Source organism: Nocardioides ureilyticus, from assembly GCF_051280745.1.
GTDB lineage: Bacteria > Actinomycetota > Actinomycetes > Propionibacteriales > Nocardioidaceae > Nocardioides.
The window spans coordinates 1-13,132 of sequence record NZ_JBNCOG010000018.1 but is presented as its reverse complement, the minus strand read 5'-3'; the positions used below and the strand labels follow the sequence as shown (position 1 = coordinate 13,132).

At 73.5% G+C, this 13,132-nt stretch carries 15 protein-coding genes; 4 read left to right on the top strand and 11 right to left on the bottom strand.

Features of this window, described 5'->3' with window-relative positions:
• Positions 1-90 precede the first annotated feature (90 nt).
• Positions 91-1,254: a steroid 3-ketoacyl-CoA thiolase gene (locus tag ACSMHG_RS11655; RefSeq protein ID WP_435745070.1), complete on the top strand. Its 1,164-nt coding sequence runs from the start codon at positions 91-93 to the stop codon at positions 1,252-1,254.
• Positions 1,255-1,283: 29 nt separating this feature from the next.
• On the opposite strand, the gene rpe is transcribed toward ACSMHG_RS11655, so the two are convergent.
• From rpe to ligD, 4 genes are all read right to left on the bottom strand, one after another.
• Entirely contained in the window at positions 1,284-1,949 is a 666-nt protein-coding gene (gene rpe, locus ACSMHG_RS11650) for a ribulose-phosphate 3-epimerase (protein ID WP_435745068.1), read from the bottom strand.
• 11 nt (positions 1,950-1,960) lie between these two features.
• Positions 1,961-2,923, bottom strand: a complete 963-nt coding sequence (locus ACSMHG_RS11645; protein WP_435745065.1) for a lipid kinase — start codon at positions 2,921-2,923, stop codon at positions 1,961-1,963.
• Between the two features lie 78 nt (positions 2,924-3,001).
• Positions 3,002-4,618, bottom strand: a complete 1,617-nt coding sequence (locus tag ACSMHG_RS11640; RefSeq protein WP_435745062.1) for a RecQ family ATP-dependent DNA helicase — start codon at positions 4,616-4,618, stop codon at positions 3,002-3,004.
• Between the two features lie 35 nt (positions 4,619-4,653).
• Positions 4,654-5,631, bottom strand: coding sequence for a non-homologous end-joining DNA ligase (ligD, locus tag ACSMHG_RS11635; protein WP_435745060.1), 978 nt, complete (start codon positions 5,629-5,631; stop codon positions 4,654-4,656).
• Between the two features lie 116 nt (positions 5,632-5,747).
• Between ligD and ACSMHG_RS11630 the strand changes: the two genes are divergently transcribed.
• Together ACSMHG_RS11630 and ACSMHG_RS11625 are read left to right on the top strand one after the other, a co-directional pair.
• A complete protein-coding gene (locus tag ACSMHG_RS11630) occupies positions 5,748-6,392 on the top strand; it encodes an AAA family ATPase (protein WP_435745057.1) in 645 nt (214 codons plus the stop codon).
• Between the two features lie 146 nt (positions 6,393-6,538).
• Positions 6,539-6,853, top strand: a complete 315-nt coding sequence (locus tag ACSMHG_RS11625; protein ID WP_435745055.1) for an STAS domain-containing protein — start codon at positions 6,539-6,541, stop codon at positions 6,851-6,853.
• A gap of 3 nt (positions 6,854-6,856) precedes the next feature.
• On the opposite strand, the gene ACSMHG_RS11620 is transcribed toward ACSMHG_RS11625, so the two are convergent.
• The 6 genes from ACSMHG_RS11620 to ACSMHG_RS11595 all read right to left on the bottom strand — a co-directional run bounded on the left by ACSMHG_RS11620 (position 6,857) and on the right by ACSMHG_RS11595 (position 11,573).
• Complete coding sequence (locus ACSMHG_RS11620) at positions 6,857-8,248, bottom strand: RsmB/NOP family class I SAM-dependent RNA methyltransferase (protein WP_435745053.1); 1,392 nt, start codon at positions 8,246-8,248, stop codon at positions 6,857-6,859.
• On the bottom strand, positions 8,241-8,645 hold the full coding sequence (locus tag ACSMHG_RS11615; RefSeq protein ID WP_435745051.1) for an MmcQ/YjbR family DNA-binding protein: 405 nt from the start codon (positions 8,643-8,645) through the stop codon (positions 8,241-8,243). Before ACSMHG_RS11615 ends, ACSMHG_RS11620 begins: the two co-directional genes overlap by 8 nt.
• Positions 8,645-9,574, bottom strand: a complete 930-nt coding sequence (fmt, locus tag ACSMHG_RS11610) for a methionyl-tRNA formyltransferase (RefSeq protein WP_435745049.1) — start codon at positions 9,572-9,574, stop codon at positions 8,645-8,647. The genes ACSMHG_RS11615 and fmt overlap by 1 nt, the downstream gene beginning before the upstream one ends.
• Positions 9,575-9,576: 2 nt before the next feature.
• Positions 9,577-10,122 carry a peptide deformylase gene (def, locus tag ACSMHG_RS11605; protein WP_435745046.1) on the bottom strand — a complete coding sequence of 182 codons (546 nt, stop codon included), beginning with the start codon at positions 10,120-10,122 and terminating at the stop codon, positions 9,577-9,579.
• A 75-nt stretch (positions 10,123-10,197) separates the two neighbouring features.
• On the bottom strand, positions 10,198-10,917 hold the full coding sequence (locus ACSMHG_RS11600; RefSeq protein WP_435745044.1) for an HNH endonuclease: 720 nt from the start codon (positions 10,915-10,917) through the stop codon (positions 10,198-10,200).
• Entirely contained in the window at positions 10,914-11,573 is a 660-nt protein-coding gene (locus tag ACSMHG_RS11595) for a 13E12 repeat family protein (RefSeq protein ID WP_435745042.1), read from the bottom strand. The genes ACSMHG_RS11600 and ACSMHG_RS11595 overlap by 4 nt, the downstream gene beginning before the upstream one ends.
• Positions 11,574-11,697: 124 nt before the next feature.
• On the opposite strand from ACSMHG_RS11595, the gene ACSMHG_RS11590 reads away from it, so the two are divergent.
• Positions 11,698-12,495: a nuclease-related domain-containing protein gene (locus ACSMHG_RS11590; RefSeq protein WP_435745040.1), complete on the top strand. Its 798-nt coding sequence runs from the start codon at positions 11,698-11,700 to the stop codon at positions 12,493-12,495.
• Positions 12,496-12,529: 34 nt separating this feature from the next.
• Here the strand turns inward: ACSMHG_RS11590 and ACSMHG_RS11585 are convergent, their stop codons facing one another.
• Positions 12,530-13,075, bottom strand: coding sequence for a hypothetical protein (locus ACSMHG_RS11585; protein ID WP_435745037.1), 546 nt, complete (start codon positions 13,073-13,075; stop codon positions 12,530-12,532).
• Positions 13,076-13,132 lie beyond the last annotated feature (57 nt).

The following is a 13,132-nucleotide window of genomic DNA, read 5'->3' as shown; positions in this document are numbered from 1 at the left end:
ACATACTCTCGGTAGGTAAGGGAAGGCGCTCGACCCACGACGAACGGAACTCATCTCGCCGCGAACGAGAACGTGTTCTAGTCTGGCGGCATGGGCACCCCAGTGATCGTCGACGCCGTCCGCACCCCCCTCGGCAAGAAGAAGGGCTGGCTGGCCGGCGTGCACCCGGCCGTCCTCCTGGGCTTCGCCCAGCGCGAGGTCCTCTCCCGCGCCGGCCTCGACCCCGAGCTGGTCGAGCAGGTCGTCGGCGGCTGCGTGACCCAGGCGGGCGAGCAGTCCAACGACATGGTGCGGCGCGCGTGGCTCCACGCCGGACTCCCCCAGCACACGGGCGCCACCGCCATCGACGCCCAGTGCGGCTCCGGGCAGCAGTCCGCGCACCTGGTGCACGACATGGTCGCGGCCGGCACGATCGACGTCGGCATCGCCTGCGGCGTCGAGTCGATGTCGCGCATCCCCCTCGGCGGCAACGTCCCGCCCGGTCTCGGCGACCCGCGCCCCGACGACTGGACGATCGACATGCCGAACCAGTTCGAGGCCGCCGACCGGATCGCCCGCAACCGCGGCCTCTCCCGCGAGGACCTCGACGCCTTCGGGCTCGCCTCCCAGCAGAAGGCCCGGGTGGCGGTCGACGAGGGGCGGTTCAAGCGCGAGATCGCGCCGATCGAGGCGCCGGTGCTGTCGGAGTCCGGCGAAGCCACCGGCGAGACGCGCGTCGTCGACAGCGACCAGGGCCTCCGCGACACCACTGCCGAAGGGCTGGCGAACCTGCGCTCGGTCCTGCCGGACGGGCTGCACACCGCCGGGACCTCCTCCCAGATCAGCGACGGCGCCTCGGCCGTGCTGGTCATGGACGAGGACCGGGCTCGCGCCCTGGGCCTGACGCCCCGGGCCCGGATCGTGACCCACTGCTTGGTCGGCTCCGACCCGTACTACCACCTCGACGGACCGATCGCGGCCACCTCCCGGGTGCTCGAGCGCACGGGGATGGCGATGTCGGACATCGACCTGTTCGAGGTCAACGAGGCCTTCGCCTCCGTCGTCCTGTCGTGGGCCGGCCAGCACGGCGCCGACCTCGACCGGGTCAACGTCAACGGCGGCGCGATCGCGCTCGGCCACCCCGTAGGGTCGACCGGCACCCGGCTGATCACCACGGCGCTGCACGAGCTCGAGCGCCGCGACGCCTCCACGGCACTGGTCTCGATGTGCGCCGGGGGCGCCATGGCCACCGGGACCCTGCTCGAGCGGATCTGAGCTCTCCGGCGCCGCCCGGGCGGCCGGCCTCAGCCGGTGGCGGCCTCCGCCGCCGCCCGCAGCTGCTCCACCATGCGGTCCGGGTCCTCGGCGGAGTACACGGCCGAGCCGGCCACGAAGACGTCGGCGCCCGCCTCCGCGCAGCGCTCGATGGTCTCCAGCGAGACGCCGCCGTCGACCTGCAACCAGGTCTCGACGCCGTGCCGGTCCATCAGCGCGCGCGCCCGGCGGATCTTCGGCAGCACCAGGTCCAGGAACTTCTGGCCACCGAAGCCCGGCTCGACGGTCATCAGCAGCAGCATGTCGAGCTCGGGGAGCAGGTCCTCGTACGGCTCGACCGGCGTGGCGGGCCGCAGCGCCATGGAGGCGCGGGCGCCCTTGGCCCGGATCTCCCGAGCCAGCCGCACCGGCGCCCGGGCGGCCTCCACGTGGAAGGTCACCGACCCGCAACCCGCCTCGACGTACGCCGGCGCCTCGCGGTCGGGGTCCTCGATCATCAGGTGTGCGTCGAGGGGCACGTCGGTGCTGCGGGCCAGGGCCTCCACCATCGTGGGGCCGAAGGTGAGGTTCGGGACGAAGTGGTTGTCCATGACGTCGACGTGCACCCAGTCGGCGCTCGGGATCCGGGCGACCTCGGCGCCGAGGGCGGCGAAGTCGGCGTTGAGGATGCTCGGGGTGATCTGGATGTGGCCCACGGGCGGGCAGTCTAGGGAGCGTCCCGCTCCGGCTCGGCGCGGGCACCGTCGAGCACCGCGGCCCGGCTCGTGCGGGGCACGACCACGTGCACCGCGTTGCGCTCCACCTCGAACTGCGCCGGGGTGCTCGCGACCACCTCGCCGTCGAGGTTGATCCCCAGCGCTCGATCGGTCGTGAGCCGGAGCCGGCGGGTGGTGAGGTGGTGCACGCGGTGGTGCTCGACGAAGGAGCCGTCCCGCAGGAGGCGCGCGATCGAGACGTGGTCGCGGAGCCGGCCGCGCTCGATGGCGTAGACGTCGAGCAGGTGGTCGTCGATCGAGGCGTTCGGCGCGACGGCGTTGCCGCCGCCGTAGTGACGCCCGTTGCCGACCGCAACCTGGAGCAGGTCAGTGAGGTCCAGGGCTCCGTGGTCCCCGTCGGGGAACTCCAGCCGCGCGGTGAACGGACGGTGGTGACGGTAGGCGGCAAGGGTCGCGACCGGGTACGCCACCGGGCCCAGGCGCCGCTTGGGGCCGGGCGTGAGCCGCTCGGTCACCGCGACGGACAGGCCGGCGGAGGCGACGTTGAGGAAGGCCCTGCCGTCCACCCGGCCGAGGTCGACGTCGACGACGTGGCCCTCCACCAGCGCCGCGATCGCGGAGGACAGCGGGGTCGGGATCTCCAGGGTCCGGGCGAAGTCGTTCGCAGTGCCGAGCGGCAGCACCCCGAGCGTCATCTCGGTGCCGGCCACACGACCGGCAGCACAGCTGACGGTGCCGTCCCCGCCGCCGACCACGAGCAGGTCGGGCCCGTCCGCGACGACGCGGTCCAGCGTGGCAGCCAGCTCTGCGCCGTCGCGGACGGGGTGGGTGCGCACCGGGCCCAGACCCGCGCCCTCGAGCATCACCGCCGTCCGGTCCAGGGCAGCGGCGCCCCTGCGGGAGCCGGCGTTGACGACGACTGCGACGTTCCGGGCTTCTCGTGCGGTGCGCATGCCGTGACCGTAGGGCGTCCGGATGGGCGGCCCGTGGGCGGAGGATGTGAGGACCCTGTGAGGGTTGCCCACCTGGTCTCAGGCGCGGTCGAGCAGCTCCTGCTCCTCGACGACGTCGAGGGAGAGCGTGCGGTAGCCGACCGACTCGAAGAGCACCGTCACCCGGTCCTCCTCCAGGTCGGTGACCACGCCCGGCCCGAACTCGGCGTGCTCGACCTCGCTCTGGACCGGGTACGGCGCGGACTGCTCGACCGCAGGGTCCTCGGCCACCCCCGCGCGGCAGTTGTCGCAGCGTCCGCAGCGCTGGTCCACCTGCTCACCGAAGTACCCCTGCAGGTACGCCGGACGGCACCGGTCGGTCTCGGCGTACCCCCGCATCATGTCGACCCGCGAGCGCTCGAGCTGCCGGTGCGACTCGGCGATCTCGACGACGGCGGCAACGGCTGCGTCCGGTGCGTCGTCCTCGGGGCGGGTCTCGTGGACCAGCTCGAGGAGGTTGAGCAGGCGGCCGGCCTTGCGCCGGCCGAGCCCCGACCGCTCCGCCACGTCGGCCGGGTCCGTGCCCACCTCGCCGGCGGCTCGCAGCACGGCCTGGACGTCCTTGCGACGAGGCACGCCCCCGGAGAAGAACCGGCCGAGCGAGAGGTTCTCGGGCCGGTAGACCAGCGTGGCGGTCGCCGGCTCCCCGTCGCGTCCGGCGCGGCCGACCTCCTGGTAGTAGGTGTCCGGTGACTCGGGGATCTGGGCATGGACCACGAACCGGATGTCCGGCTTGTCGATCCCCATCCCGAAGGCCGACGTGGCCACGACCGTGTCGACCTCGTCGGCCATGAACGCCTGGTGTGCCCGCTCGCGGCGGCGGTGGCTCAGCCCGGCGTGGTAGACCGCGGTGCGGCGGCCGGCCTCTGCCAGCGCGGCGGCGTACTCCTCCGCAGCGGGCCTGGTCCGGCAGTAGACGATGCCCGCCCCCTGCTTGCCGGCGACGACGTCGAGCACTGCCGCGCGCTGGTCGTCGGGCTCGGCGACCCGCATGACGTCGAGAGCGAGGTTGTCACGGGCGAACCCGGTGAGCACGGTGCGGTGGTCACGCAGCCGCAGCCGGGTGACGATGTCCTCCTGCACCGGCGGTGCTGCGGTGGCGGTCATCGCCACGACCCGGGTGTCGTCCCCGCCGCCCAGCAGCTCGGCGAGCAGGTCACCCAGGCGGAAGTAGTCGGGGCGGAAGTCGTGGCCCCACGCCGAGACGCAGTGCGCCTCGTCGACGGCGACCAGGCCCGGGCCCACCGCCGCCACGGCAGCTCGGACCTCGTCGTTCGCCAGCTGCTCGGGTGAGCAGAAGAGGAAGTCGACGCGGCCCTCGGCCGCCTCCTCGAGGGCCTCGCGCCGCTCCGCGTCGGTCTCGGCCGAGCTCAGCCGGCGTGCCGACAGGCCCCCGGGGGCCTGGGCGATGCCGTCTGCCTGGTCCTGCTGCAGCGCCAGCAGCGGGGAGACCACCAGGGTGCAGCGGCCCGAGAGCACGCCGGCGACCTGGTAGACCAAGGACTTCCCCGACCCCGTCGGGGAGACCAGGAGGACGTCGTGGCCGTCCCTGAGGGCGGTGAGCGCGTCCGCCTGGCCGGGCAGCAGCTCGTCGTGGCCGAAGGTGTCCCGTGCGGCGTCGCGCACCTCGGCCAGCAGCCGCTCGTGTGATGTCACCGCGGCCAGTTACCCGCCGGTCACCCCGGGCAACCTCACCCCGCGGGAGGACGGTCCGGCGCCTCCTCACGCTCGTCGCGCTCCGCCCACTCCAGGAGCGGCGCGATGTCCCAGGCATGGCGATCGATGTCGGCGTGCAGGTCGCCCAGGTCGGCGAAGCGCCCCGGGACGGTGGCGATCGTGAAGTCGCGGGGATCGGCGTCGTCGACCTCGTCCCACCGGATCGGCGTGGAGACCCGCGCGTCGGGCAGCCCACGCACCGAGTACGCCGCGGCGATGGTGTGGTCGCGGGCGTTCTGGTTGTAGTCGACGAAGACCGTCGTGGGGTCCCGGTCCTTGCGCCACCAGCTCAGGTCGACGTCCTCGGGCGCGCGGCGCTCGACCTCGCGGGCGAAGGCCAGCGCCGCCCGGCGTACCTCCTTGAAGCCGTGGTCGGGGCGGATCCGGACGTAGACGTGTATCCCCTTGCTGCCGCTGGTCTTGGGGAAGCCGACGGCGCCCAGCTCGTCGAGCACCTCGCGGGTGACGTGTGCGACGCGGCGGACCCGGTCGTAGTCGCACTCCGGGCCGGGGTCGAGGTCGATGCGCCACTCGTCGGGCTTCTCGGTGTCCTCCCGGCGGCTGTTCCACGGGTGGAACTCGACGGTCGACATCTGGACGGCCCAGATGACGGAGCCGAGCTCGGTCACGCAGAGCTCGTCGGCCGTGCGGTTCCAGCGGGGGAAGTGCAGCTGCACCGTCTCGACCCACGGCGGTGCCCCGCGGGGCAGCCGCTTCTGGTGGACCTTCTCCCCCGCCAGGCCGGTGGGAAAGCGGTGGAGCATGCAGGGCCGTTCGTAGAGCGCGTTGACGATGCCGGGCCCGACCGCGAGGTAGTACTCGACCAGGTCGAGCTTGGTGACTCCCGTCTGCGCCGAACCCTGGGGAGGGAAGTAGACGCGGTCGGGATTGCTGACCCGGACCACGCGGTCGTCGACCTCGATCTCGACCGAGGGGGACTTCGAGGCAGCCACGCGTCCACCGTAGTGGGCCCTACGGTGAGTCCGTGCGCTTCGACCAACCGCCCGTCGTACGGGTGTCCGTCCCGAGGGAGGGACGCGCCGAGCGACTACCGCTGGACCAGTGGCCGATGACCGTCCCGGCGGTGGAGCAGGTGGTACGCCGGGGGCTCGACCTGCCGCCCGGCGTCACCTTCCTGGTGGGTGAGAACGGGTCCGGGAAGTCGACGGTCGTCGAGGCCGTGGCCGAGGCGTACGGCCTCTCCCCCGAGGGCGGCTCCCGCAACTCCCACCACTCCACTCGGGTCAGCGAGTCGCCGCTGGGCGCCGCGCTCTCCCTGCAGCGCGGCCTCGGTGCCAACCGCTGGGGGTTCTTCCTGCGGGCCGAGACCATGCACGGGTGGTACACCCACCAGGAGCAGCTCGGCGGACCGGTGCTGCACGAGATGAGCCACGGCGAGTCCTTTCTCGAGGTGCTCCGGCTCCGCTTCGACTCGCCGGGCTTCTACTGCCTGGACGAGCCGGAGGCGGCGTTGTCGTTCTCCGCGACGCTCGGGCTGGTCTCGGTGCTCGACGGGGTGGTGCGCTCGGGAGGGCAGGTGCTCTGCGCGACGCACTCCCCCGTGCTGGCGGCCATGCCGGGGGCCAGGATCCTCGAGGCCGGACCCTGGGGCCTGCGCGAGACCGCGTGGGAGGACCTGGAGCTGGTGCAGCACTGGCGCGCCTACCTCGCCGACCCGCGGCGCTACCTGCGCCACGTGCTCGACGACGACTGACCTCACCCCTTCGGGCTGACCCGCGTAGGGCATGTCCGCGTCCGAGCGGACCATTTCGCGCACGGAGCCGTGTCCCCGGGCGCCCGCCCGCGTTGAGGGGTGCAGAGCGCTCGGAGGGGGCGCTCGACGACCTGGGAGCCACCACCATGACGCTAACCGTCACCACCGCACTGCTCGACCGCTCGGCCCTGTTCGTGATCGAGGGCGAGCTCGACCTCGCGGGCACCGACCTGGTGCCGTCGCGCTTCGAGGCGCTGCTCGCGGCCGGGGTCGAGTCCGTGGTCATCGACCTGTCCGGGGTGACCTTCCTGGACGCCGCGGGCCTCAGCGTGCTCCTCGCCTGCCGCGAGCAGGCCGCGGCAGCCGGAGCGCACAGCGTGCTGACCGGCGCCGGCCGCCCCGTCACCCGCGTCATGGACCTCACCCGCACCCGCCCCGTCGAGCTGGGGCTCACGGGCTGACGATCAGCCAGTACGCCGCACCAGGGCCAGGAACATGGCGTCGGTGCCGTGCCGGTGCGGCCACAGCTGCAGCGTGCCGGGCAGCGGACCGGCGGCCCGCGGAACGTGCGCGAGCAGTCCGCTCGCGTCCTCCAGGACAGCGGCCTCCTGTCCGGCCAGGACACTCGTCACCACCTCGGCCGTCTCGGCCAGCACCGGCGAGCAGGTCGCGTAGACCACGACGCCGCCGGGGCGGACCAGCTCGAGCGCGGAGCCGAGCAGCTGCCGCTGGAGCACCACGAGGTCGGCCAGGTCCACCGGCCGTCGGCGCCACCGCGCCTCGGGCCGCCGGCGCAGCGCTCCCAGGCCGGTGCAGGGCGCGTCGACCAGCACCCGGTCGAAGGACCCAGCCCGGAACGGCGGCCTGGTGCCGTCCGCGGTGACGACGCCGGCGACGCCGCCCGATCCGCGCAGGGCGCGGGCGACCAGCCTCGCCCGGTGCTGCTGCCGCTCGCCCGCCACGAGGTGGGCGCCCCTGCCGGCGGCGAGGGCGGCGAGCAGCGCCGACTTGCCGCCCGGGCCCGCGCAGAGGTCGAGCCAGCGGGTGTCCTCGCCCACGACCGGGGCCTCCGCCGTCACCGTGGCGACCAGCTGGGAGCCCTCGTCCTGGACGCCGGCTCGCCCCTCCGCCACAGCCGGCAGCGCACCGGGGTCCCCGCCCTCGAGCACCACGCCGTACGGCGACCAGCGGGTCGGCTCCCCGGGCAGCTCCGCCCGGTCCGCGCGACCCGGGCGGGCGACGAGGGTGACCCGCGGCGGGTCGTTGTCGGCGGCGAGGAGGTCGTGCAGCTCGTCCTGTCCGACCGCCTGCCGAAGCTCGTCGACGACCCACCGCGGGTGGCTGAAGGCCACCTCCGCGTGGCGCAGCGGGTCCGCAGCGGGATCGGGGGCGACCGCGGCCACCCAGGACTCGAGGTCGCGCGCGGCCACCTTGCGGAGCACGGCGTTGGCGAAGCCGGCCGCCCCGGGACCGACCTTGGCCCGGACGAGGTCGACGGTGGTGCTGATCGCGGCGTGCGCCGGCACCCGCATCGACAGCAGCTGGTGCGTCCCGAGCCGCAGCGCGTCGAGCACCTTGGCCTCGACCTTGGCGAGCGGGCGGTCGACGCACGCCGTGAGGACCGCGTCGTAGGTGCCGCGCCGGCGGATCGTGCCGGAGGCCAGCTCGGTGGCGAAGGCCGCGTCGCGCCCGGTGAGCCCGTGCCGCCCGATCGCGGCGGGGAGGGCGAGGTTGGTGTAGGCGTCGTCGACACGCACGGCCTTGAGGACGTCGAACGCCGCGAGCCGGGTGGCGTCCACCCGCGGTCGGGGCGCGGGCCGGCCGGCCGGCCGCCCGCGGCGTCGGCCCTCAGCCATCGCCGAGGTGCTCCCGCACCAGGCGCTTCGGTGCGCGCGCCGCCCACGCGTCGGTGAGCACCTCGCGCAGCTCGTCGACGTCGAGCTCGGCGAGCCGCGACTGCTGGACGAGGACGGCGTTGGTGCGGCGGAAGTGGTCAATGGTGAAGAAGGGCGAGGAGGCATCGCCCACGAGCGCCTCGCTTGCCTCGCGTGACGGCGTCGTGACGACCAGGAGGTCGTCGTACATCTCGCCGGTCACGGGGTCCACCGCGGTGGGGTGCGGCGGTCGGAAGAGCAGGAACCCGCGGCCGCGGACGAGGTACGTCGGGAGGTCGCCCCAGCTGGTCCCGAGGACCACCTCCGGGAGCGCTCGGCAGATGGCGTCGACGTCATCCGGGGTCGCCGGCCGAGCCATCAGCCGGGACCGAACCGCGCGCCGGACTCCAGCCGCGCGCCGCGGGCCCAGTCGGCCGCGCCCATCTGCTTCTTGCCGAACGCCTTGACCTCACCGAGCCGCACCGCGTGGGTGCCGGTGCCGACGAGGACGGCGTTCTTGCGGACCTCGAGAACGCCCGGCTCGAGGGTCGTCTCCGGCTCGAGGGAGACCGGACCGATCTTGATCCGCTCCCCCTCGTGGGTCGACCAGGCGCCGGGGCCGGGGGTGCACGCGCGGATCCGGCGGTCGACCGCGACGGCGGGCTCGGACCAGTCGACCTCGGCGTCCTCGACGAGGATCTTCGGGGCCACGCTGACGCCCTCGGCCGGCTGCTCGCGCGCCTCCAGGGCGCCGTCCTCGATGCCGTCGAGGGTGGCGACGAGGAGGCCGGACCCGCCCTCGGCGAGGCGCGTGAGCAGGTCGCCGGCGGTGTCGGTAGGCCGGATCCGCTCGGTCATCACGCCGAAGGTCGGGCCGGCGTCCATGGCCTTGACGATCCGGAACGTCGTCGCGCCGGTGACCTCGTCGCCGGCCCAGATGGCGTGCTGCACCGGTGCGGCGCCGCGCCAGGCGGGGAGGCAGGAGAAGTGCAGGTTGACCCAGCCGTGGGGCGGGATGTCCAGGGCGGACTGGGGCAGCAGGGCCCCGTAGGCCACCACCGGGCAGCAGTCGGGCCGCAGCTCCCGCAGGGCCGCCTGGAACTCGGGGTCGCGCGGGTGCTCGGGCTTGAGGACCGGCACGCCGAGCTCCTCGGCCCGCTGCGCGACGGGGCTGGCGACCAGCTTGCGACCTCGGCCGGCCGGCGCATCGGGACGGGTGACCACGCCGACCAGCTCGTGGCGGGAGTCGGCGATGGCGTCGAGGGAGGGGACGGCCACCTCGGGGGTGCCGGCGAAGACGAGGCGCATGGTCAGAAACCGAAACCGTTCGTGGGATGGGGGCTGAGCTTGACCTGGGGCTTCTCGAGGCCGAACCACTCCGACTCGCGGATCGCCTTCATGGCGGCCTTGCGGGCGTCGGCGTCGAGGCGGTCGATGAAGAGGATGCCGTCGAGGTGGTCCGTCTCGTGCTGGATGGCGCGGGCGAGCAGCTCGGAGCCTTCGACACGGACCGGCTCGCCGTGCATGTTCATGCCGGTCGCGACCACCCGGAGCGCGCGGCGGCAGTCGAAGGAGAGGTCGGGGATCGACAGGCAGCCCTCGGGGCCGTCCTGGATCTCCTCGGAGAGGTCGAGCGAGGGGTTGACCAGGTGGCCGACCTCGCCGTCGACGTACCAGGTGAAGACCCGCAGGCCCACGCCGATCTGCGGTGCCGCGAGACCCGCCCCGGGCGCCTCGAGCATCGTGTCGGTGAGGTCGGAGACGAGGGTGCGCAGCTCCTTGTCGAAGTCGACGACCTCGAGGGCGGGCTTGCGCAGCACCGGGTCGCCGAAGAGGCGGATCGGCTGGACGGCCACGGGACTCCTGGGTGATCGGTACGTCGGTGCAGCGTTCGAGTCTAGTCAGGCACCGCGCGCGTCCACGTGCTGGCCTCAGGCGGCGGGGATGTAGTCGATCCTGATCGGTGGCCGGTCGTGGATGGTGACCAGGGCTGGTGGTCGGGTGTGGTGTCGGTGGCCGGTGGGAGTGAGGGTCTCGATGGTGCCCTCTGGCGTGGGTCTGGCCCGCCACCCGGGCGCTTCCTTGGCATGGTTTCGAGACGGCTCGTCCCTCGCCTCCTCAACCCATGAGTTGCACGCTTCGCAGAGACCTTGGCCGTTCTCCCCGGTGGTGGGGCCGCCGTCGATGACGGCGTCGGCGTGGTCGCTGTGGCGGATGGGTGCGGTGCACCAGGGGGTGCGGCAGACCTGGTCGCGCAGTCGGATGAACCGCGCGAGCCCGGTGGGGAACTGCCTGCTCAGGGAATCCATGGCGAGGAGCTCGCCGGTGGTGGGGCTGGTGTACAACCTCCGCACCCAGACTTCCTCGTCGGCGGTGAGGGCGCCGGCGACGATCTCGCGGGCGAGCTCGGCGGGGATGGGTCCGTAGCCGTCGAGGTGGGCGGGGTCGTCGCTGTCGCCGACGGCGGTGTGGTCGCTCATCACGAGGCCGAGCTCGACCTTCGGCCCTCCGGTGGCTTCGTGACCGCCGAGGACCGCGGAGACGAGGGTGTCGGTCATGACCTGGCCCTTGGTGCGCTCGTCGGTGCCGTCGGCCCGGGCGGCATCAGCGGCCTGGGTCAGCGCGGCGTAGGCGGCGACGCCGTCCTTCACCGGGAGCAGGGCGTCAGGTAGGTCATGGTGTCGGGGGCGGGGCGCAGGGTGACGCAGCGGTCTTCCTCGGCCTTGCGGCGCCGGGCGACGACGGAGGCGGGGTCGAGGCGGGCGGCGTGCTTGGCGCAGAACCCCGCGACCTCCCGCTCACCCATCGTGGCCAGGGACTCTAGGGCGTCGGGGGTGCCGGCCAGGAGCCGGTCGACCTCGAGCCGGTCCTCCAGCTCCAGGCAGGCAGTCTCGCGGACCGCGAGGGTGGCGGCGTGCTCGGTGATCACCCCGGTGCGCCAGGCGGCCCAGGTGTGCGGCATCTCGGTGGAGACGACCTTCGCCAGCCCGAGGTGGCGCTTGCCGCGGTGGTGGGACTCCCGACGGGCGAGCGCGACCTGCAACGCGACCCCGCGCCCGCGGTGCTCGGCAGCCAGCCCGGCCTCGGCCTGCACCGCGCGTTGCGAGGCGTCCAGCTCCCGGGCCAACGCCGCCTGCGCAGCAGTCGCCACCCGCACCAGCTCCTCCAACGCCCCGATCGACTCCACCCGACCGGCATCGTCGAGACCTGAGCCCGACTCCAGCGCCGCCACCAGCCGCTCCTTGACCGCCGCGATGCTCGAGGCGCACAACACCCCGGCATCAGTAGTGGCCGGCGGCTCGAACATGTGTTCGATCCTGTCCCCATAATGTGTGACCGTCAATATGCCTGGTCGATGCTCCTGATCGCCCTCGTCGAGGATGATCGGGAGCTAGCGTCGCTCCATGCCAGGCTTACCTGACGAGAAGCGCATGCGACTCCGCTATGCCGGCACCTGTCGTTCCTGCTCCACGGAGCTCGACGCTCGCGCTGAGGCTGTCTACGAGCGGGCTACCAAGACCATCCGCTGCCTGAACTGCCTACCCACCACGTTGGTCCCCGGCTCCGCCCCTCCTGAGCCAGTCGATCCCGGGACCGCTGGCGCCTCCGCCCGCCGCGAGTACGAGCGCCGCCAAGCCAAGCGCGAGGAGCGGATCCGTGCCAAGCGCCCCAAGCTCGGCGGCCTGGTCCTCGCGCTGAGCGACGACCCGCAGTCGACGACCGCCTGGGACGCCGGCGCGCTCGGCGAGGAACGGCTGGGTCACCGGCTCAACGAGCTCGCCTCCGACACGCTGCGCCTCCTGCACGACCGTCGCATCCCTGGATCCCGCGCGAACATCGACCACCTCGCCGTGACCCCGACCGGCGTCTACGTCATCGACGCCAAGCGGTACGTCGGGAAGCGCCCCGCTCTCCGCGTCGAGGGCGGCATCCTCCGCCCTCGGGTCGAGAAGTTGATCGTCGGCTCCCGGGACCAGACCAAGCTCGTCGACGGTGTCCTGAAGCAGGTGGAGCTCGTCCGATCTGTCGTCGGTGAGGACCTACCTGTCGTCGGCGTCCTGTGCTTCATCGAGTCCGACTGGCCACTGATCGGCGGCGCCTTCACCACCCGCGGAGTCGACGTCCTCTGGCCGAAGAAGCTCTATCCGCGGCTCTCGGCCGACGGACCGCATGCCTCGTCCGTCGCTGACGTCCACGCGCGCCTGGCAAGTGCGCTGCCGACAGCCTGAGTCGCGGCTTGGACCTCCCGACAGGCACTCATCACTAGAGCGAGAACGGGTCGACCTGCACCCGGACGGCGTCGAGCTTGCGCGCGGAGCGCACCCGCTGCAGCTCGCCCAGCGCCTGCGCCAGTGCGACTCCTTGGGCGCGCGGCACCCGGACCACGGCCCGCACCTCCTCCGGCTCGGCCTCGGCGCGCCCGGGCGCGCCCCGCAGACCGCCCCGCACGGGGACGACCGGCACCGGCCCGAGCACCTCGGCGACGTCGGGAAGCCGGAGCAGGGTCAGGGCGTCGTCGACCGCGCCCGGCTCGCCCGCGATGGTCGCCAGCCGGCTGGCGGGCGGCAGGTGCGCCTCCTGGCGCTCCTGCGCCTCGCGCTCGGCGAAGCCGGCGGGGTCCCACCGGACCAGCGCCTGGACCGCCGGGTGCGCCGGGTCGCCGACGACGACCGCTCGACCACCCGGTCGGACCAGCCCGACGGCGTTCGCCCACCGGCGCAGTGCCTCCTCCTCGGTGCGCAGGTCGGTGCGCCCGAGCAGCAGCCAGGCGTCCAGCAGGACCACTGCGGCGTACCCGCCCTCGGCCACCGGCTCGGGGGGGGGGGGGGGGGGCGGCCCCCGCGCGGGGGCGGCGGACTCTGGGGT

Bases quoted from the DNA above. Each gene is read 5' to 3' on its own strand.
- ACSMHG_RS11655 (WP_435745070.1), top strand. From the start codon at position 91: ATGGGCACCCCAGTGATCGTCGACGCCGTCCGCACCCCCCTCGGCAAG.
- ACSMHG_RS11645 (WP_435745065.1), bottom strand. From the start codon at position 2,923: ATGCGCACCGCACGAGAAGCCCGGAACGTCGCAGTCGTCGTCAACGCC.
- ACSMHG_RS11630 (WP_435745057.1), top strand. From the start codon at position 5,748: ATGACCGTCCCGGCGGTGGAGCAGGTGGTACGCCGGGGGCTCGACCTG.
- ACSMHG_RS11625 (WP_435745055.1), top strand. From the start codon at position 6,539: ATGACGCTAACCGTCACCACCGCACTGCTCGACCGCTCGGCCCTGTTC.
- ACSMHG_RS11620 (WP_435745053.1), bottom strand. From the start codon at position 8,248: ATGGCTGAGGGCCGACGCCGCGGGCGGCCGGCCGGCCGGCCCGCGCCC.
- ACSMHG_RS11615 (WP_435745051.1), bottom strand. From the start codon at position 8,645: ATGGCTCGGCCGGCGACCCCGGATGACGTCGACGCCATCTGCCGAGCG.
- fmt (WP_435745049.1), bottom strand. From the start codon at position 9,574: ATGCGCCTCGTCTTCGCCGGCACCCCCGAGGTGGCCGTCCCCTCCCTC.
- ACSMHG_RS11595 (WP_435745042.1), bottom strand. From the start codon at position 11,573: ATGTTCGAGCCGCCGGCCACTACTGATGCCGGGGTGTTGTGCGCCTCG.
- ACSMHG_RS11590 (WP_435745040.1), top strand. From the start codon at position 11,698: ATGCGACTCCGCTATGCCGGCACCTGTCGTTCCTGCTCCACGGAGCTC.